Raw genomic sequence first — 19,877 nt, 5'->3', positions numbered from 1 at the left:
CCAGCAGAGGAGCAGGCAGGCGGCGAGTGAACCTCCGCTTCAGCCATTCCACCCTGCGGTGGAACCCCGTTTCAAGGATTCCAGTGACTTAGAACGAGGCCTTGCGGGCCTGAGCTGTCATTTGTACTTTTTCTCCGGAGAAAAAGTACAATGGCGACCATGGTTCTCCCACAGCTCGAAGAAGGTCGGGTCTACCGTACACAGGACTTCGAGCCTTGGACCTCCAACCCTCCTAGGTATGCGAAGGCGCTGGTCGACAAGGGGGTCTTGGTCCCGGTCGCGCATGGTCTGTTCGCCGTCCCCAAGCGCGGCAAGTTCGGTGTGGTGCCACCTACCGACGATGCGCTCATGCGGGCGTTCCTCAAGGACAGCCCCTTCGTGTTCACCGGTCCCGAGCGTTGGAACGCACTGGGGCTGGGAGCGACAGCCGTGTTCGCGGTGCCGCTCGTCTACAACACGAAGCGCTCCGGGCGCGTCGAGTTCGGTCTTCGCCGCTTCGAATTGCGGCGCATTGCCTTCCCCCAGCCGGCGCCCAAGGAGTGGTTCGTGGTGGACCTCTTCGAGAACGCGGAGCAGGCTGGCGCCTCGCGTGCGAAGATGGCCGAGGCGCTGACGCATGCGCTTTCGCGCGGCGACTTCGACCGCGAGCTGCTGAGCACCATGGCCCGGCGCTACGGAACAAGACCGACGCGAGACCTGATCAACACGGCGCTCCGAGCTGACTTCGTTTGAACTTCATTCACGACGACTCCGATTTCGACGACCTGCTCCGAATCGTCGCGAAAGACCGAGGCCTCTCGGTCGCGCTGGTCGAGAAGGATTGTTGGGTCACCCACACGCTGTGGGCTCTCCATGCGACGGGATTCCAGGTCTGGTTCAAAGGGGGAACATCGCTCTCCAAGGGCTTCGACCTCATCCGTCGATTCTCCGAGGACCTGGACCTCAAGCTCGAGCCCGGAACTGTCTCTCTGCCCGAGGTCTCGAGTTGGACCAAGGATGGGACGAAGGTGACAGGACAGAGGAAGGCCTACTTCGAGGCCCTCCCGACCCTCGTCAAGATTCCAGGGACGAGCGCCACGCTCGACCTGCGGTCGACGGACACAAAGCGCTGGCGCTCCGGGAACATCCAGGTGAGCTATCCTGCTCGGCACCTCGGTGACCTCGCGGATGTGCTCCGCCCATTCGTCCTGCTCGAGATTGGCAGCGCTCGGGTCACACCCTTCGTGCATCGGGACATGACGTCCTTCGTGCATGAAGCGCTCGAAGCAAGAGGCCAACTCGGGGACTACGACGACAATCGGCCGAAGGCTGTGCGCTGCGTACACCCGCTCGTCACACTGCTCGAAAAACTCGACGCACTTCAGCGGAAGGCTCTTCACGACGAGAAAGAGCCAGCATCCTTCGTCAGGCACTACGAAGACGCCGCACGAATCATTGAAGCGGAGTCACGGCTGCCGACGCTTCCTGACTATCCCAGCGTGCACGCGCTCGCGTCGGAGATGGTGGCACAGAAGCAAATCATCGAGCCGCCACGACCCGATGCGCCTGCTCTTCAGCTGCCTCCCTGTAAGAGGACGGACGACATCCGAGCAGCACACGAGGCCATCGGTCGGATGTTCTGGGGCTCGAGGAAGACGCTCGATGAAGCGCTGGAAACGATTCGGGCGTGGCTCGAACGTACAGGTCTGGGAGCAGCGTCTCCAGACGGCCTTTAGAAGGCAGCTCAGCGCAGGACTCGGCGATGTGGCTCGAGTTGGGCCCGCACGACGGGCCCGCACCGGAGCGGGGCGCGCATCGCCCGTTGGACCTGGGTACACGTCCATTGCTCGACAGCCATCACGGTCGACGCACGGGGCGGCGGCGCGGCACCGGCCGTCACTACCGTGGTTCCACCTTCAACCCCGAGGTGGACATGCACACGCACATTCGTTGGCTGTGGTTCATGGCATTCATCGTGGTCTCCGGCGCGCTCTCCGCTTGCGGCACGGAGGGCAGCCCGGTGCTCGAAGAGGAGTCCGCGCTGGAGTCGAGTGAGGCGCCGCTGCTCGGCACCGTCACCTGTCTGCTCGGGACGACGACCATCTCCTTCTCGCCGCCCATCACCAACGAGCCCCGGGACACGACGGTGTCCGGCAGCGGGACGCTCACCAACTGCGTCGCGGTGCTGGCGGACCCGGTGATTTCGGGCACCACCGGCTTCGCTCCGGCGCTGCGCAGGAACTACACCTGCGACTCGCTGCTCGGCATCAGTGGAGGCTCGGTGACGGTGACGTGGAACACGGGCGAGACGTCGCAGCTCTCGCTCACCCAGGTCGTCGTTCAAGGTGGCACCACGACGCGGACCACGCAGCAGATTGGCACCGTGGTGTCCGGCAAGTACGCGGGGGCCACGGCGGTGCGGACGCTGGTGTTCGTGGTCGCGGACCTGGAGAACGCCTGCGCCTCTCCGGAGGGGCTCGCCCAGTACACCAGCACGCAGACGCTGGTGCTGACGCTCATCCCCTGACGTGAGGGACGGGCTCCGGAGGTTCGTTCCGGAGCCCGTCGTGGGTCATGCGCGCGAGAAGCCGTGCGCTAGAGGGCCAGCGCGGGCAGACACGTCGTGATGGCGGTGAGCTGCAGCCCACAGCTCCCCAGACAGGGGACGAGGCTCAACACGGGCGAGAACTCCACGCAGGTCACGATGCACGCGCGAGCCTGCTCCGTCGCCGGATTGAGACACGCGAGGAACTCAGGGAGACCGGCGGCCTCGACAGTCGGGGCCTCGGCGGGAGGTGAAGGCTCGGGAGCCGCCGTCTCCTCGGCAGGGTCCATGGGTCCGCAGCCCACGGCCATCATCAGCACGAACGTTCCCGCCAACCGCTTCATCAGATTCAGCATGGTGACGCCTCCTGTGTTGCAACCCGGAGCGTCCCAGTTCACGGCAGTGCATCCCAGTGAGCCCCGGTCCCGAGTCATGTCCACCGGGCTCCAGTCGTTCACCCTCGAGGAGGAATCCGGTGCGGGTCCACGCAGCTCCCGCACCGAGGCTCACCGTGACGCCACGCCTCACTCAGTCACACGAGTGCGTGTGCGTATGCGCGCTGGCCTTGGGGCTCCAGCCCTCGTTGCCGTCCTTCTCGAAGAAGAACTTCGCGCGCTGGCGCTGCCGCGTGCCCACTTCGTTCAGCGTGGCCGCGTCGTACAGCCGCCCGTTCACCATCGTGTAGCGCACGGAGCGGCTGTTCATCAGATCCTCCAGCGGGTTCCTGTCCAACACGATGAGGTCCGCCAGCTTCCCCTCCTCCAGCGAGCCAATCTCCCCATCCATGCCCAGATAACGCGCCCCACCGAGCGTCCCCGCGCGCAGCGCCTGCAACGGCTTCATCCCGCCCTGGCCGAACATCGACAGCTCCCAGTGCGCCGCCAGCCCCTCGCGCTGTCCATGCGCGCCGAGCTGCACGTTCACCCCCGCCTCATTCAGCTCCCTCGCCGTCCGCGCCGCGTCGAAATGATTCATCTCGTCGTCCGGCACCATCGTCCGCCGGCGGCTGCGTGAATCCACCACCCGCCTCGGCACGAAGGACAACAGCCGCGGGTCCTCCCAGACGTTCGTCTTCTGGTACCAGTAGTTCTCACCCCAGTTGCCGCCATACGCCACCCCCAACGTCGGCGTGTAGCCCGTCCCGCTCTTCCCCCACAGCTGCTTCACGTCCGCGTAGATGCGCGCCACCGGAATCGCGTGCTCCACGCCCGTGTGCCCATCCACCACCATCGTCAGGTTGTGCTGCAGCAACGAGCCACCCTCGGGCACCACCAGCATCTCCAGCTCCCGCGCCGCCTGGAGCACCTTCTGCCGCTGGTCCCGCCTCGGCTGGTTGTAGCTCTTCACGCTGAAGGCTCCCATCGCCTTCATCCGCCGCAGGTGCGAGCGCGCATCGTCCAGCGTCTCAATCGGCGCGCGATACCCCACCCCCGCCGCGCCATACAGGATGGTCCCCGTCGAGAAGATGCGCGGCGACACCAACGCCCCCGCCCTCCCCAGCTCACTCGCCGCGAACACCTCCTCCGACGAGTTCGACGGGTCATGCAACGTCGTCACCCCATACGCCAGCGACGCCGCCTGCACCCAGCTCTGCTCCGGCATCAGCCCATCCACCCCCATGGCCCCATGCCAGTGCACGTCCACCAGGCCCGGCATCAACGTCTTGCCCTTCACGTCGACCACCTTCGCCCCCGCCGGCACCTGCACCTTGCCCACCGGCCCCACCGCGACGATGCGGTTGCCCTTCACCACCACCACGCCCTGCTCGAGCACCTCGTCACCCTTCATCGTGATGACGCGCCCACCCACCAGCGCCAGCGTCCCCTCCGGCACGTCCGCCTTCACCAGGAACGACAGGTCCACGCCCTTCTCCGGCACCGGCGGCAGCTTCTCCGGCGCCCCGTCCACGAACGTGAACGCCTGCTTCAGCTCCCGCGTGAACAGCTCCGGCCCCAGCGCCCAGTGCAGCCCCTGGCTGTTGCCCGCCCAGTGCAGGTACTCACCCGCGTCGCGGCTCACCTTCGCCACCGGCAACGCCTTCGCGTCCGGCCCCACCACCGCCGCCTTCGCCCCCTTCGGGAACGGCGTGATGAACGCGTTGAAGTTCTCCCGGAACGCCACCCACCGCTCGTCCGGAGACACCTTCAGCTCCGTCGCCTCCGCGCTCGTCACGTGCGTGCGCTCCTGGCTCCCGTCCAGACCCACGCTCTTCAACGAGCGCACGTCCTCCTTCTCCTTCGACTCCACATGCAGGAAGTACACGCGGTCCGAGCGCACACCGAAGTGCGGCTGCTCTCCATCCCGAGCCAGCCTGCGCGGCGTGCCTCCCGCCACCGGCTGCACGAACAGGCCCGTCTCCCGGCTCCACTGCCCCGGCATCAGGTAGCCATCCCCCGACGCGCGATACACCAGCGACTTGCCATCCGGGCTCAGCGCCGGCTCCACGTAGTAGCCCGGCCGCGTCGACACCACCTTGCCCTCACCGCCCGTGGCCGATACCATGCGGATGGCGCCCAGCTTCTCGTCGTCCCACGTCGTGTAGACGATGGAGCGCCCGTCCCGTGAGAACGACGGGTAGAACTCCAGGTGGTCCTCCTGCTTCGTCAGCCGCTTCGGCGTGCCACCCGGCAGCTCCTTCACGTAGAGCTTGCCCAGCGTCTGGAACACCACCCGGTCCCCCTTCGGAGACACCTGCACCCAGCGCAGCATCTTCGTGTTGAAGCGCTCCGGCGCCACCGCCCGCGGCGAGCGCACCGCCTCGAAAATCGTGCGCGTGCCCTTCACCCGGAACGGGATGGGCGTCACCTGCTTCGTCGCCACGTCGATGCGCTGCAGCTTGCCGCCCGCCCAGAAGACAATCGCCTTGTCGTCACGCGTCCACGCCAGCGTCGGGTACACGCCGTGGATGGCCCACGTCTCCTGCATGTCCCGGTCGAGCCCGTCGTACAGCGGGCGCTCCGCCCCCGACGCCACATCCGTGACGTAGAGCACCGTCTTCGTCCGCACCCGACGGACGAACGCCAGCTGCTTGCCGTCGCGAGACGGCGTCGGACGGATGGAGCCTCCCGGCCCGGTGACGAAGGGGTCGATCTCCTTCGTCTCCACATCCAGCCGCTGGATGGCGTAAATCTCGCCGTTGGGGTCCTTGTTGTATTCGAACGTCCGGCCCGGCGTGACGTCCTGGCTGAAGTAGACGTAGCGGCCATCCGGGGAGAACGCCGGCTCGCCCAAATCCTTCTGCTCGTTGGCGCGCTCGGTGAGCTGCACGCCCTCGCCGCCGGAGCGGTGATACATCCACACCTCGCCCGCGCCCAGCGAGCGGCGCGCCGTGAAGTGCTTGCGCGCGACGATGAACTGGCCATCCGGGCTCCACGCGGGGCTGTTGAGCAGGCGGAACTTCTCCTGCGTCACCGCCTTCACGTCCGAGCCATCCCGCTTCATCACCCAGATGTTGTCGCCCCCGCCCCTGTCACTCGTGAAGGCGATGGACTTCCCATCCGGGCTGAAGCGCGGCTGCATGTCCCAGGACACGCCGGAGGTCAGCGCCCGCGCCTCGCCGCCCGCCAGCGGCAGCACGTAGATGTCCCCCAGCAAATCGAAGACGAGCTCGTCCCCGCTGGGGCTCACGTCCACGTTCATCCACGTCCCCTCGGAGACGTCGATGGACACCTGCTTCGCCGGGAACCCGGGAGCGTCCACCTTCCACGCGTCCTTGTCCTTGTCGGCCTTGGCGGACTCGGTGTCGGACGGGGCGTTGGGGTCCACCTCCACGGCGCGGCCGGCCTCACGGGCGGCGTCATCCTTCTTCACCGGGATGGGGGGCGTGGGGTCCTGCCGGGCGGCGGGAGGCGTCTGCGCGGGCTGCGCGGCGACGAGCGCGCCCGGGACGAGCAGCAGGGCGCAGAGAGCGGAGGTCAGTCGTTTCACCAGAGGTCCTCGTGTGGGGGGACTGTGCGAGACACGGCCTTGCGGGGCGCCACACTATCCGGCTCCCCGGGGACACGCCCGGCGCGACGTGAACAGGGGGACAGCCAGGCCTCTTCCTGAGCGGCCGCGGAGGGCTCGACGCGATTCGTCACGCGCCATCCCGGGACGTTTCTGTTATCCGCATCCCCATGTCGGACGACTTCAAGCTTCCCGAAGACAAGGCCGGGCGGATGGAGCGCTGCTCCCTGTTCTACTCGGACATCGTTCCCCACAACCACGCGCTGGGTCTGAAGCTCGTGGACGTGGCCCCCACCGAGGCCACCGTCGAGCTGCCCTACGCGGACTTCCTCGTCGGCAACCCGGAGACGGGCGTCATCGCCGGCGGCCCGGTGACGACGCTCATCGACGCGACGTGCGGCACCTCCGTCATGCTCCGGCTGGGACGCATGACCCCCATGGTGACGCTGGATTTGCGCATCGACTACCTGCGCCCCGCGCGCCCCGGGGTCACCCTCACCGCCGTGGCCGAGTGCTACCGCACCACGCGCCAGGTCGCCTTCGTCCGCGCGCTGGTGCATCAGGGCGACAAGAACCACCCGGTGGCCTCCGCGCAGGGCACCTTCATGCTGACGGAGGAATGACTTCCATGAATGACACCAAGCCCTCCTCCGCCATCGCCGAGCTGGTCCTCGAGGTGCGCAAGACGCGCGAGTACAGCCGCCTCACCGACGCCATCCCCTACACGCGCTTCATGGGCATCGGCGTGGAGAACCTGGCCGGCGAGATGATGTGCCGCATGCGCTACCAGCCCATGCTCATCGGCAACAGCTTCCTGCCCGCGCTGCACGGCGGCACCCTGGGCGCGCTGCTGGAGTCCGCCTCCATCTTCGAGCTGCTCCTGAAGACGGAGACGCCGCGCGTGCCCAAGGTCATCTCGCTCACGGTGGACTTCCTGCGCTCGGGCAAGCCGCAGGACACCTTCGCGCGCGCCATCATCACCCGACAGGGCCGCCGCGTGGCCAACGTGCGCGTCGACGCCTGGCAGGACGACCGCACCCGCCCCATCGCCAGCGCGCACGCCCTGTTCCTGCTCGCCGAGCCCTGACCCCAGCCTTCGTCCGTCCGGCCGTCGTGCCCTGGCCGCGCCTGCTTCGCCGTCGCCACCTTCGAGAGGTTCGGATTCACACTTCTCGGAGGCAGGCGATGAAGCGATGGAGCGGTTGGATGCTGGTCGGCTCGCTGGTGCTGGGCGGCGCCGCGGGCGCACAGGATGACGATGTCGCCACCCAGAATGGCACCGGTGACAGTCAGGGAATGATTCGCATGGGCGAATCGGAGGCCATCGACCACGGTGAGGACCTCCAGAAGCTGGGGGATGAACAGCCCGGCACGGGCGGCTCGGGGCAGGGCGACGCCCAGGCGGCGAAGTGGATGCAGCGGGGCCTGTTGCCCGTGCCCACCGAGGAGAAGGCGTTCCTGGCGGAGCTGCACCACGCGAACCAGATGGAGGTCCAGATGGGACGGCTCGCCCAGAAGAACGGCGAGTCCCAGGCGGTGAAGGACTTCGGCGCGCGCATGGAGCGCGAGCACGGCCAGGCGGACGAGAACCTGCTGGCGTATGCGAAGTCGAAGAACCTCACGCTCGAGGAGCCCAAGGCGGACTCCACGCTCGCCCAGGCGATGCAGGAAGCCGAGCACGCGACGATGAAGAAGCTGGAGGCGCTCCAGGGCACCCCGTTCGACCGCGCGTACCTGGCCGACATGGTCGGGGACCACGACATGGACATCGCCAAGGTGATGGCCGCGCAGCAGCAGTTCGCGAGCAACACGTCGCTGAAGGCGCTGCTCGACAACCTGCTGCCCCAGCTCCAGCAACATCGTCAGGCCGCGTACCGGCTGCTCGGACAGGAGACGCCGCGTCAGGCGAGGCAGGCCCCTCGCGGCGCGCGCTGAGTGACACCGTGCTTCAGTCGCGGGTGACGGACACGGTGTAGAGCTTTCGCTCTCCGTCGCGGGTCCACACCAGCAGTTGGCCCGCGCCGACATCGAGCGGTGTGAGCAGCAACACGCCGGGCTCCGACTTGATGTCGACCAGGTCCATGCGACCGATGGCGATGCGCGAGAGTCCCTCGATTCTCAGCTCGCGCGGCGTGCCCATCACCATGGGGAAGAACGTGTTGCCGCCCGTCCTCCTCGCCTCCTCGACCTGCGCCATGAAGGTCGCGTCCTGCACCGATGGTGGCGGCTTTGTGCCCGGCTTCCACCAGAGGGCCCCGGCCCCGCCCAGCACCCCCACGCCCAGCACCGCGACCCAGCCCAGCCACACCCTCTCGCGAGGTGTCTGTTTCGAGAGCGCCTGGAGCAGTGCCTCCATCGAGGGATGACGGGCCTCGGGCTCACTCGCGAGCCCCTTCGCCACGGCCGCGCGCACGTGGCCTGGCAGTCGGGGTGGCTTCTTCACCGATGCGCCGTGCTTCGTCGGTTGTCCGGGCCGCTCGCCATACAGCGCTTCGTGCAGCGCGACGCAGAAGCTGTACTGGTCGCTCCTCGCGTCCACGGGCTGCCCGCGCCGCTGCTCGGGTGACATGTACGCGGGGGTTCCCAGCGCGGTGCCCTCGCGGGTGAGCGCGGTCTCCTCCGCGTCCACGCCGAGCGGCGCGGTGGTGAGGTCGTCCGTCGTGGGGTTCGACGCCGCTGGCTCCCGCCACCTCCTCGCGAGCCCGAAGTCCGTGACGCGTGGACGTCCGTCCCGGCCCACCAGCACGTTGGCGGGCTTGAAGTCCCGGTGCACCAGCCCTCGCTGATGCGCGGCCGCGAGCCCCAGGCCCGCCGCGTGGAACATCTCCAGCACCTCGCGCCAGGGACGCTCCTGCTCGCGCAGCCAGCCCGCGAGCGTCGGGCCCTCCACCCACTCCATCGCAAGGAAGTCCCGCCCCTCCGCGGAGCCGAGCTCGAAGATGGGCAACACATTGGGATGGGACAGGCGCGCCATCGCCTGCGCCTCGCGCAGCAGTCGGGCGCGGCTCTCCGTCTCGACACCCTCGCGCATGGGACGCAGCAGCTTCACCGCCACCTTGCGCCCCAGCCTCGGGTCCTCCGCCGCGTACACCACGCCCATGCCGCCCTCGCCCAACAGCTCGCGCAGCACGTAGCTCCCCAGCTTCGTGCCCTCCGGCAATCGCTCTGCTGGGGACGGGCGTGCTCCCCGGGTCGACATCCCCTCCGAGTCTGGACGCGTGAGCGGGCCCGCGCCCGGTGAGGAGGCCTCGGCCGCGACCACCGCGACCAGGGCCCGACAGTCCTCACACGAGTCCAGGTGCGCCGCCACCTCCGGCACCCGCGCGCCCGACAGCACACCGCTCACGAAGCCGGCGAGCACGTTCTCGTCCGGGCACACCTCGGGCATGGGAGAGGCCGGTGGGTTCATGGGCGCGTGTCACATCATCCCCGCTGCCCTCATTGGTGGGAAGGCAGCGGGTCCCTCGGGCTACTTCGCGGCCGCCTGCTCGGGGTCCGTCACCACCACGGCGTAGTCACCCTGCTGCCCACCGCGCGTCCAGGTCAGCAGCCGCGTGGTGCCCGCCTCCAGCCCCGTGATTTCGAGCTTCCCGCCCCCCAGCGTCTTCACCTCCGCCGTCTCCCTGTTCCCCAGCGCCACGCGGGTCAGGTCCTTCACGGTGATGACGTGCTTGTCCCCCACCTTCAGCTCGATGCGCTCCTCCGCCAGCGCCGTCGTGCCCACCACCGTCAGCGCCACCAGGGCCAGCTTCTTCAGTGCGTTCCGCATGATTCGGGTCCTTTCAGGATGAGAGCGAGGCGTCCTCGCCTGCCTTCATCGGGGTGACACCGGCCACCAGGACGTGTTGCACGCGGGCCGCGAAAAAGTTCGCGGGGGGCTAACCGGGTTCCTTCAACAGCCCCAGGAGGCTCACGTCGAGCTGACTGTGCACCACCCGCATCAGGCTTCGCAGCTCGTCCGCGGACAGCTGGAGGCGCTCGGCCAGCCGCTCGCGCGCGCCCTCCAGCACCGTCCTCCGCGTCTGTGAAATCCAGCGCGACACCGTGGACTTGTGCGTCTGGTACATCGCGCCGATGCGCTCCAGGCTCACGCCCTCCACCACGTGCAGCCGCAGCACGGTGCGCTCGCGCGGGGACAGGCTCCCCAGCGCTCCCGCCAGGGCCTCGCGGAAGTCCTGCTGGTGGCGGCGGCGCAGGTAGTCGAGCTCGACGTCACCGCCCGCTCCGCCTCGCTCCACCCACGCGGAGCCCTCCGCCTCCGCGTCCTCCTCGGCCCTGGCGCGTCGGCCCTCCGCGCGCTGGAGGTTGAAGGCCGTGCGCACCACCGCCGCGCGCAGCCACGCGGCCAGCGGGCCCGTGCCCTGGTACTCGGCGATTCTCGGCTCGGCGTCACCCTGGGGGACGAGGAGCCGCTGACGCAATTGCTGGAGGACCTCCGCGGTGTCCAGGCCGCCACCTCGCACCCGCGTCAGCGCGCTGGCCGCACGAGGGAGCAGATGTCGCTCCAGCGCGGCGTGCGCGGTGGGCAGTCCTCGTGCACACGCGCAGGCCAGATAGAGGTCCGCCACGGGCAGCGCGGCGAGTGTCGCGGCGGGCTCGTCGCTGGGGCCCAGCCGGGTCGCGACGTGGCGCAGGAAGTCCTCTTCCGGAAGCATGACGTCCGGCCACGCCTGTCTCGCGATGGACAGCCAGGAGTCCAACAGCGCGTCGAGCCCGGGCACCTCCGCGTAGCACCGCGCCTGGGGCGGCAGGTGCTGGAGGAAGAGGTGGGAGCGACTCGGCTGCTTCGACATGCACGCCTCGGGATGAACACCCACCGGTGCGGTGGCTTTCCTTGTTACAGCGCGGGGCGCCTTTTCTACAGGCTCGCTCGGAGTCCTCGCGCGTCTCCATGCCTGACGGGCCTGCCTGGAGTCCGGGGGTGATGCTCGCCCGAAGACGGGCTTTCGCGCCATGGGCCAGTGTCTCCGATGAGCAGTGGATTCAACGCGGCCGTGCGCGCGCCTCGGCATGGGCCCTGCTTTCCCCCGCAGGGCATCCGTTCCGGAGGACAGGACGATGAGCGAGCACGCGCGGGCCCAGTTGAGAGCGTTGAAGGAATCCGCGCGGTCGTTGTTCCTCCAGGAACGGTATGGCGAGTGTGCACAGGAGCTGGAGCGCATCCTCCGCCTGGTGCCCAAGGACCCGAATGCGCGCGTGCAACACGCGGAGACGTGTCGTCGCGCGGGGAACCTGCGCGCGGCCATCGCCTCCTATCGGACAGCGGCGTCGCTGCTGCTCGCGCAGGGATGTGAGGCCCGGGCCCGCGCGGCCCTGCGCGCCGCGCTGGAGCTGGACCCTCGGGATGCGGAGCTGACCTCGGACTTCGCGCGGTTGGGACAGGCGCCGGTGCCTCCCTCGACGGCGCTGGAGGATGAGCGGCTCTATCGGGACGTGGCCGGGCTCGCCGTGGAGAAGGAGGCGCCTCGGGTGGAGTCGAGGACGCGCACGCCGCCGCCGCCTCCTCCCGCGTTCGTGTTGCGCGCGGCGGAGGAGGCTCGGGTCCGGGGACCGCTGCCTTCGGTTCCTTCCATCGCTCCGGTGAGCGTGCGCGCCCTGGTGGCGCCCAGCGCTCCGCCGGTGCCCGATGACGATGAGTCGTCTGTTCTCGACCTGGTCGACGAGGTGTCCATCGACATCGACGTGGAGCCCGTGGCGACGCCCGCGCCCACCACCGTGATGGGGATTCTGCTCGATGAGGTGCCTACCGCGGACTTCCTCGCGGAGCTGCTGGCGTCGACGCCCATCCAGGTACCCGCGTCACGGTCGCCGAAGTCGTCTCCCCCTGTTGCGGAGACACGGGCTCCCGAGGTCTCCTCGCCGCGTGGATATGAGCTCGCCCTCGTGGGGGAGCGGTTGCCCGTGCCCGCGGCTCCCGCGCGGACGCTGACGTCGTTTCCTCCTCGGGGTGCCGTGGCGCCTCGGCAGGTGGAGGCTCCGCGGACTGTTCCCGCGCCTGTGACGCCTTCGCGCGGCGCGGCGCAGAACACGGGCGGCGCTGTTCGTGCTCCGTCCACGGAACGCAATCAGGCGCGGCCGATGGGCGCGGGTACCGCTTCACGGCAGGCCGGTGCGCATTCGGCTCCCCAGGCTGCGTCTGCTCCGCGTCAGCCCGACGGTCACGAAAGCACGACGAAGGCCCCGCTCACGCTCGAGCCTCGGTGGACGCAGACGGGCACCGCGCCTCGCACGGCCGGGGCTCCCGACCCTTCATGCGCTCGGGCGAAGTCGCCCTCGACCGCGTCACCCGCGCAGGCGCTTCAGGCAACGGCACGGGTCTCGCCTCCGGCGCAGGCGCTGAGCGCGCGGGATTCTCGCGAGCCACAGCGGGTCGAGGTGAGCGCGAGCCTGTGGACCACGGGGGGACCGGTGACGGTGAATCCCGTGACGGCGTATCGACCCGAGCTGCGCTGGCTCAGTCCCAACGCGGTGGCGCTGAGGGTCTCGCCTCAGTCCCGCTGGGTCATCATCCGCTCCGAGGGTCCGTTGTCCTTGAGCCGCGCGGAGACCCTCGCGACCGAGTCACTCGAGGACTCCCGTCTGACCGCGTCGGACCTGGCCGTGGCCTCCGTAGCGCCCACGCGCTGACGCGGCCCCACGCCTGGTCGGACCTGGCCGCGACCTCCGTGAACTCCGTGGCGCCCATGCGCCGACGCGGCCTCACGCATGCTCGGACCTGGCCTTGACCTCCGTGGCGCCCATGCGCTGACGCGGCCTCACGCCTGTCGTGGACGCGTGCATGCACAGCCTCGCGCGGGCTCTCGCATCACGCATGCGGATGCGCACGCTCGCGACATCGCGGCTTCAGGTCCGCTCGCGCTCCACAAGTTCTCCACATCGGGCGGACCTGGACCTCGGCGCACTCCGGAGCCCCTTCACGAGTCGGACTCACTGGAGCACTCCACCGCCCGAGCTCCCGTCCCACCCCGAGTACGCGCACAGCCGCGCCGGACCGCTCGAGCCCCACGGGCCCGAGCCTCCTGGCTCACCGTCACTGGACGCGGGGGAGGGCCTCACGTCCGGAGGCCCTGCCCGTCCCGCCTCACATCGGCACGGACTTCTTCGGGTCGAAGCGCTTCTTCTCGGGAGCCGGCTGCACCTGGACAGGCTGGACCTGCTCCGTCGGCGTGGCTTCCGGCTCGCGGCCCTCCACCGCCGCCTGCGCCTCCGCCTTCTCCTCCGACACCTGCGCCTTCACCGGCGCCTCGCAGTGCTCACCCTTCCGGTTCGGGTGGCAGTGCCGAATCCCATACACGTGGTGACAACCACACGCGTCCACCCGCTTCTTGGCGCAAATCGACGGATTGAACACCGGACCCGCCACCGTATCCGCCGGCACCGCCTGCAACGCCATCGCCAGGAAAACCCCGCCGAGGAAACCCATCACCCACCCCCTACCTGGATGGGAAATGGATGGGACTGGCGAGGGAATGCGGCAAGCCCCGAGCCGATCCAATCGCCGCGCTTCGCACGCGAGCCGACTTTCGCTCGGACGTCCGCGTGTGCGCGCACCCGCCGCACCACCCCACCAGGATGCGTCCAGGGCGTCCGCACGGCAACAACACCACCCCCCTCACCTCGTCCCCAGGTCCGGGGCAGGCCCATCCCACGCGCCGCGTCGCGCCCCGCTCCTCCCGAGGGAAACCCCCGGATTTCGCTCGCCTTCCCGCCCGCTCCACCCGCATCCTCGGTGGTCCCTGGCGTACCCGGTCCGGACGGTCAGCTTGTTCCGGACGTTTGCGTCGCTCGCGCGTGTTCACCCCTGTCCGGGGAGGAAAGCCATGAGTTGGAAGCAACGTCTGGAGAAGGCCGCCGAGGGCCATTACGTCCTGCCCAAGACCAAGAGCATGCGGGTCGACGCGGACCTGTTCCTCTCGGACAAGCTGCTGTGGGGCGAGGGCCCCGAGGTCCCCGGGCTGGAGGACACCGTCTTCGACCAGGTGGTCAACGCCGCGTCGTTCCCCGGCGTCACCCGCGTCGCCGTCACCCCCGACTGTCACGTGGGCTACGGCGTGCCCATCGGCACCGTCGTGGAGACCGACGGCGTCCTGCTCCCCACCGCCGCCGGCTATGACATCGGCTGCGGCATGGTGCAGCTGCAGACCTCCCTCATGGCCGAGGACGTCGCCGACCCCGTCAAGCGCCGCCAGTGGATCGACCAGGTCACCCGCCGCATCGCCGTGGGCGTGGGCGCCAGCCGCGTGCAGCACCAGCGCCGGGTGTCGGACCGCTCGTTCGCGGAGGTGGTGCGCCACGGCGCCAAGGCCCTGGGCCGGGGCTCCGCCGTCACCGAGCGCGACTTCATCCCCGTGGAGGATGACCGGGTGGACATCCCCGACCGCGCCTACGAGAAGCGCGGGCAGTTGGGCAGCCTGGGCGGCGGCAACCACTTCACCGAGATGCAGGTGGACGAGAGCGGCCGCGTCTGGGTGATGCTCCACACCGGCAGCCGCGGCTTCGGCTGGAACATCGCCAAGCACTTCTTCGTGCAGGGCGCCGCGCACCTGGGCCTCAAGAGCCGCAGCGAGGACTTCGTGTGGCTGGACGCCGACAGCGCGCTGGGCCGCGAGTACTGGAACCTGCACAACATGGCGGCCAACTTCGCCGTGGCCAACCGGCTCATCATCGGCGAGGCCGTGTGCGCCGCGCTCGAGGACGTGTTCGGCGGGACGGCGAGCGTCTACTACGAGATTTCGCACAACCTCATCCAGAAGGAGGCCGGCAGGTTCGTGGCCCGCAAGGGCGCCACGCGCGCGTTCCCCGCCGGCCACCCCGCGCTCAAGCGCACGGCCTGGGAGGGCACCGGCCACCCCATCCTGATTCCCGGCTCCATGGAGACCGGCAGCGCCATCCTCTTCGCCGAGGAGGGCGCGTCCAAGTCCATCTACTCGGTGAACCACGGCTCGGGGCGGCGGCTGTCCCGAGGCGAGGCGCGGCGGGTGCTGAAGCAGGACGCCACCGACGCGCGCATGGCCGAGGCCGGCATCATCCTCAACACCCGGCAGACACCGCTGGACGAGTCCGGCCCCTGCTACAAGAACCTGGATGACGTGCTGGAGACGGTGGAGATGGCGGGGCTCGCCCGGGTGGCGCACCGACTCAAGCCGGTCGCCTGCATCAAGGGCGCGGATTGACCCACACGCCGTGGCACGTGGACTTTCCGGGGGGCCTGCTACAGTGGCCCCCCTCCGGAGTCCCACGACATGACCTCGTCGTCCCCTGCCTCCCGCGCGCCCGCCTCGGGCCTCCGTGAGGCCGAGCTGGCTCGCGCCGAGAGCGAGCTGTCCACCCAGGAGTCCCGACTCGCCGAGCAGGTGACGCGCGCCCTGGCCGACGCGGCCCTGCTCTCCAGCCGTCTGGACGCCGTGCGCGCCGCGCTGGCCCGCGCCCACCAGGAGCCCGACGCCGACCCCCAGCTGGGCGAGCAGGCGTCCAGGCTCCAGGCATCCTCCGTGCCCTCACTCGACGTGGAGGCCGCGCGGGAGAAGGCGCTGGAGGCGCGGGAGAAGGCGCTGGAGGCGCGGGAGAAGGCGCTGGAGGCGCGCAAGCGGATGGGCGTGGAGGTGCAGGCGGCGCTGCGCATCCAGCAGGAGCAGACGGCCCGGGTGGCGCGCGCGGTGACGGACGCGGAGGCCGCGCTGAAGCAGCAGGAGGCCACCCAGGCGCGGGAGAAGGCACGTCAGCAGGAGGCCGCGAAGGCCCGGCAGGCGGAGCTGGCGAAGGCGGCCCAGGCCGCGCGCGAGAAGGGACAGCCGCTGCCCTCGGCGCCCTCGAGGACCTCCGGCTCGGAGGGCGCGGACGCGCGGCGCAACGGTCGGGTGCGCATGCACACGTCCATCGACATGCGCAGCGACTCCAACTTCTTCACCGGCTTCTCGATGGACATCAGCGAGGGCGGCGTCTTCATCGCCACGGTGGACGCGGTGCCGCGCGGCACGCAGGTGGAGCTGGACTTCACGCTGCCCGGTGGACGCCCCATGAAGGTGACGGGCGTGGTGCGCTGGGTGCGCGAGGCCAACCCGAAGATGCCGGAGCTGATGCCGGGCGTGGGCGTGCAGTTCACCGGCCTGCCCGAGGAGGTCGCGTCCGTCATCTCCTCGTTCGTCACCACGCGCGACCCGATGTTCTATCCCGACTGAAGCGGCGGCCTCGCTTCGTCGGATACCCAACCCCAGCGGGCGCGGGGTGTCCGTGAGAGGCAATGCCCGGGGATGAAGACAGACATCCCATGGGGAGGATGCAAAGGTTTCGTCCTCATGAGCGCGCCCACCCGAAGCCCCACCGTCCCCGTTGCCCGCCCGCCCCGGTGGGACTCGCGCCGCCGCGTGGAGCCCGCCAACGTGGCGGACGGTGAGCAGGTGGGCGACGCGCCCTCGCTGCCGTCCGTCGACAAGGTGAACCTGGCGCAGCAGCTGGCGCTGTTCTCCGAGCACGGGCCCATCGGTGAGCTCAACGGGCGGCACGTTCGGCTGGCGAAGCTGTCGGGCCCGTGTGCGTGGCGCCACCATGAGCACGAGGACGTGTTGTTCCTCGTGCTGCAGGGCCAGCTGCGCATGGAGCTGCGCGAGCGCACGGTGGAGGTGGCGCCCGGCGAGCTCATCATCATCCCGCGCGGCGTGGAGCATCGGCCCGTGGCGGAGGAGGAGGTCCACGTGCTGCTCTTCGAGCCCGCCTCCACGCTCCACACGGGCAACGTGCGCGAGGAGCGCACGGCGGACCCACTGGAGCACCTGTAGGGGCCGGTCGCCCGTGAGGTGCGCCGGGCTCATGGCCGCAGGTCTCCCGGACGAGCGAGCGCTCCAGGCGGCGAGCAGCCCGGGCTCCTCGTCCGTGAAGCACGTCCCACCTTAGACACGGACTCGAGCGGCCTCGCGGCCTGGGACGTGTCGGCATGCGCATCCATCACCTGAACTGCACCACCCTGTGTCCACCCGGGGGCCGCCTCATGGACGGGCGCCGGGGCTTCCGAGGTCCCGCGGCGCTGACCTGCCATTGCCTGCTGGTGGAGGGAGCGAACGGGCTCATCCTCGTGGACACCGGCTTCGGCCTGCAGGACGTGCTCCATCCCCAGGTCCGTCAGAGCCCGCTCTTCCTGGACATGCTGTGTCGGCCCCAGCTGCACGAGGGCGCCACGGCCATCCGGCAAATCGAGCGGATGGGCTTCAAGGCGCAGGACGTGCGCGACATCGTCCTCACCCACCTCGACTTCGACCATGCGGGTGGGCTCGATGACTTCCCGCATGCGCGCGTGCACCTGCTCGCGGACGAGTACCTGGCGGCCACCGCGCGGACGTCACCGCTGGACCGGCAGCGCTACCGCCCCGAGCAGTGGATGCACGAGTCGCACTGGGTGACGTACCCCACGGGACAGGTGGGTGAGCGGTGGTTCGGGTTCGACTGCGTGCGCGACCTGAAGGGGCTGCCGCCCGAAATCCTGCTGGTGCCGCTGGTGGGGCACACGCTGGGGCACGCGGGTGTGGCGGTGCGCTCGGGGAGCGGGTGGCTGTTGCACGCGGGCGACGCGTACTTCTTCCACGGGGAGATGGACTCGGGGCGCTATCGCTGCACGCCGGGGCTGCGCGCGTATCAACGGCTCATGGAGAAGGACCGGCCCATGCGGCTGCACAACCAGCGACGGCTGCGTCAGCTCAAGCGCCTGCACGGGGACGAGGTGACGGTGTTCTGCGCGCACGACTCGCTGGAGTTCGAGCGGCTGGAGTCGCGCGAGAAGCACACGGAGACCTCCGCCTTCCGCGCGTTCGTCACGCCGCCCGAGCAGCAGGTCCACCCGTTCTGAGGGGACTCAGGCGGGGGTCGATTCCAGGGGCTGTTCGAGCAGCGGCAGCTCCACCGTGCAGGTGGCGGTGCCCTCCATGCGCAGGGTGCCTCCGTGGGCGTCCACCCACTGTTGGACCAGGTGGCGGCCCAGCCCGGCGCCACCGTCGGGAAGGGGCATGCCCTCAACCACGATTCGCGCGCGGGTGCGCCCCACGCGCTCGACACGGAGCCGCACCGGGTGCCCCGCTCCGAGCTCCAGCGCGTGGGAGATGAGGTGGGTCAGCACCTGCTCCAAGCCCAGTCGGTCCCATCGCCCCACGAGCCCCGGCTCCGCGTCGAAGAGGAGCGGGCTGCCTGCCCGTGTCGCGGACTCGGTGAAGCGCTCCATCACCTCGCGCGCCAGGTGTGACAGGTCCACCGGCTCCGCGACCTGGCGACCCGTGAGCTGGCTCGACACGTCCCACAGGTTCAAGAGCAACTGACCCAGGCGGCGGGATTGTTCGAGCGCACGGCCGACTCCGTCCCTCACGCGGTCCGGCTCCGAGGAGGGGTCCACCCGCTCCAGGCCGCGCAGGAGCCACTGCAAGGTGTCGAACGGGATGCCCAGGTCGTGCGCCCTCACGCCGATGCGCGCCATCATCTCGTGCGCGTCGCTGCGGAGCGTGGCCTCTTCCACCGTCAGCGCGGCCCGGGGGTCCACCTCCGGGCTTCCGCGCGGTGGGGTCTTGGAGCCATCGCCGGGTCTAGCGGCCTCACCGCGCGAGGGACTGTCTTCGTCGAGCAATGAGTCGATGAGCGCCTCCGCGAAGAAGAAGGTGCCGGCCCTGGTGCGTGGACGCGCGGCCTCGTCGACTCTCTCCGAGACGCCATTCGCGGCCTGCACGCTCTCGGCGCGCGGCTTGATTCGCGGGGGGCTGGCCTCGACACGTGGCGGTGGCAGCCGGGACAGCAACAGTCCCCCCGAGGTCGCGGCCAGCACGAGGACCAGGCTCATCGTCACCAGGGAGAGCAGCAGGACCTGCTCGTCCGTCTCCACCACGGACTGGAGGCTCGTGCCCACCTGCGACTCCATCCGGGTCGAGAGTTGCTGGAGCGTCGCGTAGGTGGCTAGCCGTGTGTCCCGGGCCCGCTCCTCGAACAGGGCCTCGCGTCGTGAGTGCGCGGCGCGCGTGGCGTGGATGGCGACCCACTCCCGCACGGCCTGCTCGTGCTCCTGCTCCGCTCGCAGCACCGACGCGAGCAGCGCCGCGGCGGGCGGGGTCACCCCTCGAGACACCAGCCGCTCGTGCGTGACGATGAAGCGCTCGCGAGAGCGCACCCGGTCCTCGGCGAAGAACGCGTCATCGGACAGGACGACGCTCCGCTCGCTGGAGACCTTGTCGGTGAAGGCCCTGCGCAGGCGCTCCACCTCCAGCCGGTCCATCGACATCGCCAGGAGGTTCGCCCTGCGATTGGAGCGCGCGGACACGAGCTCCACGGCCAACGTGCACGTCAGCACCAGCGCGACGAGCAGGGCCGCGATGAAACCAGCGCCCACGCGCTGGAAGAACGTCCACGGCCGCCCCACACCCGCCCCCCTCCGGACAGGCCC

The 19,877-nt window shown here is 69.7% G+C and carries 18 protein-coding genes; 11 read left to right on the top strand and 7 right to left on the bottom strand.

The features are described from left to right. Positions 1-150: 150 nt before the first annotated feature. The 3 genes from AC6JA9_RS00425 (at position 151) to AC6JA9_RS00415 (ending at position 2,506) form a co-directional block, all read left to right on the top strand. On the top strand, positions 151-732 hold the full coding sequence (locus AC6JA9_RS00425; RefSeq protein ID WP_223749431.1) for a hypothetical protein: 582 nt from the start codon (positions 151-153) through the stop codon (positions 730-732). After that, positions 729-1,715, top strand: coding sequence for a nucleotidyl transferase AbiEii/AbiGii toxin family protein (locus tag AC6JA9_RS00420; RefSeq protein WP_497958914.1), 987 nt, complete (start codon positions 729-731; stop codon positions 1,713-1,715). Before AC6JA9_RS00425 ends, AC6JA9_RS00420 begins: the two co-directional genes overlap by 4 nt. A gap of 227 nt (positions 1,716-1,942) precedes the next feature. Then, entirely contained in the window at positions 1,943-2,506 is a 564-nt protein-coding gene (locus AC6JA9_RS00415; protein WP_223749433.1) for a hypothetical protein, read from the top strand. Positions 2,507-2,574: 68 nt separating this feature from the next. Here the strand turns inward: AC6JA9_RS00415 and AC6JA9_RS00410 are convergent, their stop codons facing one another. Next, a complete protein-coding gene (locus AC6JA9_RS00410) occupies positions 2,575-2,880 on the bottom strand; it encodes a hypothetical protein (RefSeq protein WP_223749434.1) in 306 nt (101 codons plus the stop codon). Between the two features lie 172 nt (positions 2,881-3,052). Beyond that, a complete protein-coding gene (locus AC6JA9_RS00405; RefSeq protein ID WP_497958913.1) occupies positions 3,053-6,451 on the bottom strand; it encodes an amidohydrolase family protein in 3,399 nt (1,132 codons plus the stop codon). Positions 6,452-6,639: 188 nt separating this feature from the next. On the opposite strand from AC6JA9_RS00405, the gene AC6JA9_RS00400 reads away from it, so the two are divergent. The 3 genes from AC6JA9_RS00400 (at position 6,640) to AC6JA9_RS00390 (ending at position 8,404) form a co-directional block, all read left to right on the top strand. Beyond that, positions 6,640-7,092: a PaaI family thioesterase gene (locus AC6JA9_RS00400; RefSeq protein WP_046710288.1), complete on the top strand. Its 453-nt coding sequence runs from the start codon at positions 6,640-6,642 to the stop codon at positions 7,090-7,092. Positions 7,093-7,097: 5 nt separating this feature from the next. Continuing rightward, complete coding sequence (locus AC6JA9_RS00395) at positions 7,098-7,556, top strand: PaaI family thioesterase (protein WP_194869471.1); 459 nt, start codon at positions 7,098-7,100, stop codon at positions 7,554-7,556. Positions 7,557-7,654: 98 nt separating this feature from the next. Further along, positions 7,655-8,404, top strand: a complete 750-nt coding sequence (locus AC6JA9_RS00390; RefSeq protein ID WP_141331893.1) for a DUF4142 domain-containing protein — start codon at positions 7,655-7,657, stop codon at positions 8,402-8,404. 13 nt (positions 8,405-8,417) lie between these two features. On the opposite strand, the gene AC6JA9_RS00385 is transcribed toward AC6JA9_RS00390, so the two are convergent. The 3 genes from AC6JA9_RS00385 to AC6JA9_RS00375 form a co-directional block, all read right to left on the bottom strand. Next, a complete protein-coding gene (locus tag AC6JA9_RS00385; RefSeq protein ID WP_497958912.1) occupies positions 8,418-9,878 on the bottom strand; it encodes a protein kinase domain-containing protein in 1,461 nt (486 codons plus the stop codon). A 60-nt stretch (positions 9,879-9,938) separates the two neighbouring features. Next, a complete protein-coding gene (locus AC6JA9_RS00380) occupies positions 9,939-10,238 on the bottom strand; it encodes a pilus assembly protein N-terminal domain-containing protein (protein ID WP_141333045.1) in 300 nt (99 codons plus the stop codon). Between the two features lie 109 nt (positions 10,239-10,347). Then, entirely contained in the window at positions 10,348-11,262 is a 915-nt protein-coding gene (locus AC6JA9_RS00375) for a sigma-70 family RNA polymerase sigma factor (protein WP_141333044.1), read from the bottom strand. 265 nt (positions 11,263-11,527) lie between these two features. On the opposite strand from AC6JA9_RS00375, the gene AC6JA9_RS00370 reads away from it, so the two are divergent. Then, positions 11,528-13,096 carry a tetratricopeptide repeat protein gene (locus AC6JA9_RS00370; protein WP_497958911.1) on the top strand — a complete coding sequence of 523 codons (1,569 nt, stop codon included), beginning with the start codon at positions 11,528-11,530 and terminating at the stop codon, positions 13,094-13,096. A gap of 454 nt (positions 13,097-13,550) precedes the next feature. Here the strand turns inward: AC6JA9_RS00370 and AC6JA9_RS00365 are convergent, their stop codons facing one another. Continuing rightward, on the bottom strand, positions 13,551-13,892 hold the full coding sequence (locus tag AC6JA9_RS00365; protein WP_194869587.1) for a hypothetical protein: 342 nt from the start codon (positions 13,890-13,892) through the stop codon (positions 13,551-13,553). 397 nt (positions 13,893-14,289) lie between these two features. On the opposite strand from AC6JA9_RS00365, the gene AC6JA9_RS00360 reads away from it, so the two are divergent. The 4 genes from AC6JA9_RS00360 (at position 14,290) to AC6JA9_RS00345 (ending at position 18,305) form a co-directional block, all read left to right on the top strand. Then, positions 14,290-15,642 carry an RtcB family protein gene (locus AC6JA9_RS00360; protein ID WP_223749440.1) on the top strand — a complete coding sequence of 451 codons (1,353 nt, stop codon included), beginning with the start codon at positions 14,290-14,292 and terminating at the stop codon, positions 15,640-15,642. A 69-nt stretch (positions 15,643-15,711) separates the two neighbouring features. Further along, positions 15,712-16,647, top strand: coding sequence for a TIGR02266 family protein (locus AC6JA9_RS00355; RefSeq protein WP_497958910.1), 936 nt, complete (start codon positions 15,712-15,714; stop codon positions 16,645-16,647). 117 nt (positions 16,648-16,764) lie between these two features. Further along, entirely contained in the window at positions 16,765-17,244 is a 480-nt protein-coding gene (locus AC6JA9_RS00350; protein WP_223749442.1) for a cupin domain-containing protein, read from the top strand. Between the two features lie 155 nt (positions 17,245-17,399). Beyond that, on the top strand, positions 17,400-18,305 hold the full coding sequence (locus AC6JA9_RS00345; protein ID WP_497958909.1) for an MBL fold metallo-hydrolase: 906 nt from the start codon (positions 17,400-17,402) through the stop codon (positions 18,303-18,305). Between the two features lie 6 nt (positions 18,306-18,311). Here AC6JA9_RS00345 and AC6JA9_RS00340 read toward each other — a convergent pair whose 3' ends face one another. Then, positions 18,312-19,853, bottom strand: a complete 1,542-nt coding sequence (locus tag AC6JA9_RS00340; protein WP_223749444.1) for a sensor histidine kinase — start codon at positions 19,851-19,853, stop codon at positions 18,312-18,314. Between the last annotated feature and the right edge of the window lie 24 nt (positions 19,854-19,877).

The organism is Myxococcus sp. MH1 (assembly GCF_059738865.1).
Note: the sequence above shows the minus strand (reverse complement) of the source record. Positions and strands in the feature narration are given on the sequence as shown.

Coding starts and splice junctions, on each gene's coding strand:
- AC6JA9_RS00370 (WP_497958911.1), top strand. CDS start 11,528: ATGAGCGAGCACGCGCGGGCCCAGTTGAGAGCGTTGAAGGAATCCGCG.
- AC6JA9_RS00385 (WP_497958912.1), bottom strand. CDS start 9,878: ATGAACCCACCGGCCTCTCCCATGCCCGAGGTGTGCCCGGACGAGAAC.
- AC6JA9_RS00395 (WP_194869471.1), top strand. CDS start 7,098: ATGAATGACACCAAGCCCTCCTCCGCCATCGCCGAGCTGGTCCTCGAG.
- AC6JA9_RS00390 (WP_141331893.1), top strand. CDS start 7,655: ATGAAGCGATGGAGCGGTTGGATGCTGGTCGGCTCGCTGGTGCTGGGC.
- AC6JA9_RS00415 (WP_223749433.1), top strand. CDS start 1,943: ATGGCATTCATCGTGGTCTCCGGCGCGCTCTCCGCTTGCGGCACGGAG.
- AC6JA9_RS00375 (WP_141333044.1), bottom strand. CDS start 11,262: ATGTCGAAGCAGCCGAGTCGCTCCCACCTCTTCCTCCAGCACCTGCCG.
- AC6JA9_RS00425 (WP_223749431.1), top strand. CDS start 151: ATGGCGACCATGGTTCTCCCACAGCTCGAAGAAGGTCGGGTCTACCGT.
- AC6JA9_RS00410 (WP_223749434.1), bottom strand. CDS start 2,880: ATGCTGAATCTGATGAAGCGGTTGGCGGGAACGTTCGTGCTGATGATG.
- AC6JA9_RS00360 (WP_223749440.1), top strand. CDS start 14,290: ATGAGTTGGAAGCAACGTCTGGAGAAGGCCGCCGAGGGCCATTACGTC.
- AC6JA9_RS00400 (WP_046710288.1), top strand. CDS start 6,640: ATGTCGGACGACTTCAAGCTTCCCGAAGACAAGGCCGGGCGGATGGAG.
- AC6JA9_RS00350 (WP_223749442.1), top strand. CDS start 16,765: ATGAGCGCGCCCACCCGAAGCCCCACCGTCCCCGTTGCCCGCCCGCCC.
- AC6JA9_RS00380 (WP_141333045.1), bottom strand. CDS start 10,238: ATGCGGAACGCACTGAAGAAGCTGGCCCTGGTGGCGCTGACGGTGGTG.
- AC6JA9_RS00365 (WP_194869587.1), bottom strand. CDS start 13,892: ATGGGTTTCCTCGGCGGGGTTTTCCTGGCGATGGCGTTGCAGGCGGTG.
- AC6JA9_RS00355 (WP_497958910.1), top strand. CDS start 15,712: ATGACCTCGTCGTCCCCTGCCTCCCGCGCGCCCGCCTCGGGCCTCCGT.
- AC6JA9_RS00345 (WP_497958909.1), top strand. CDS start 17,400: ATGCGCATCCATCACCTGAACTGCACCACCCTGTGTCCACCCGGGGGC.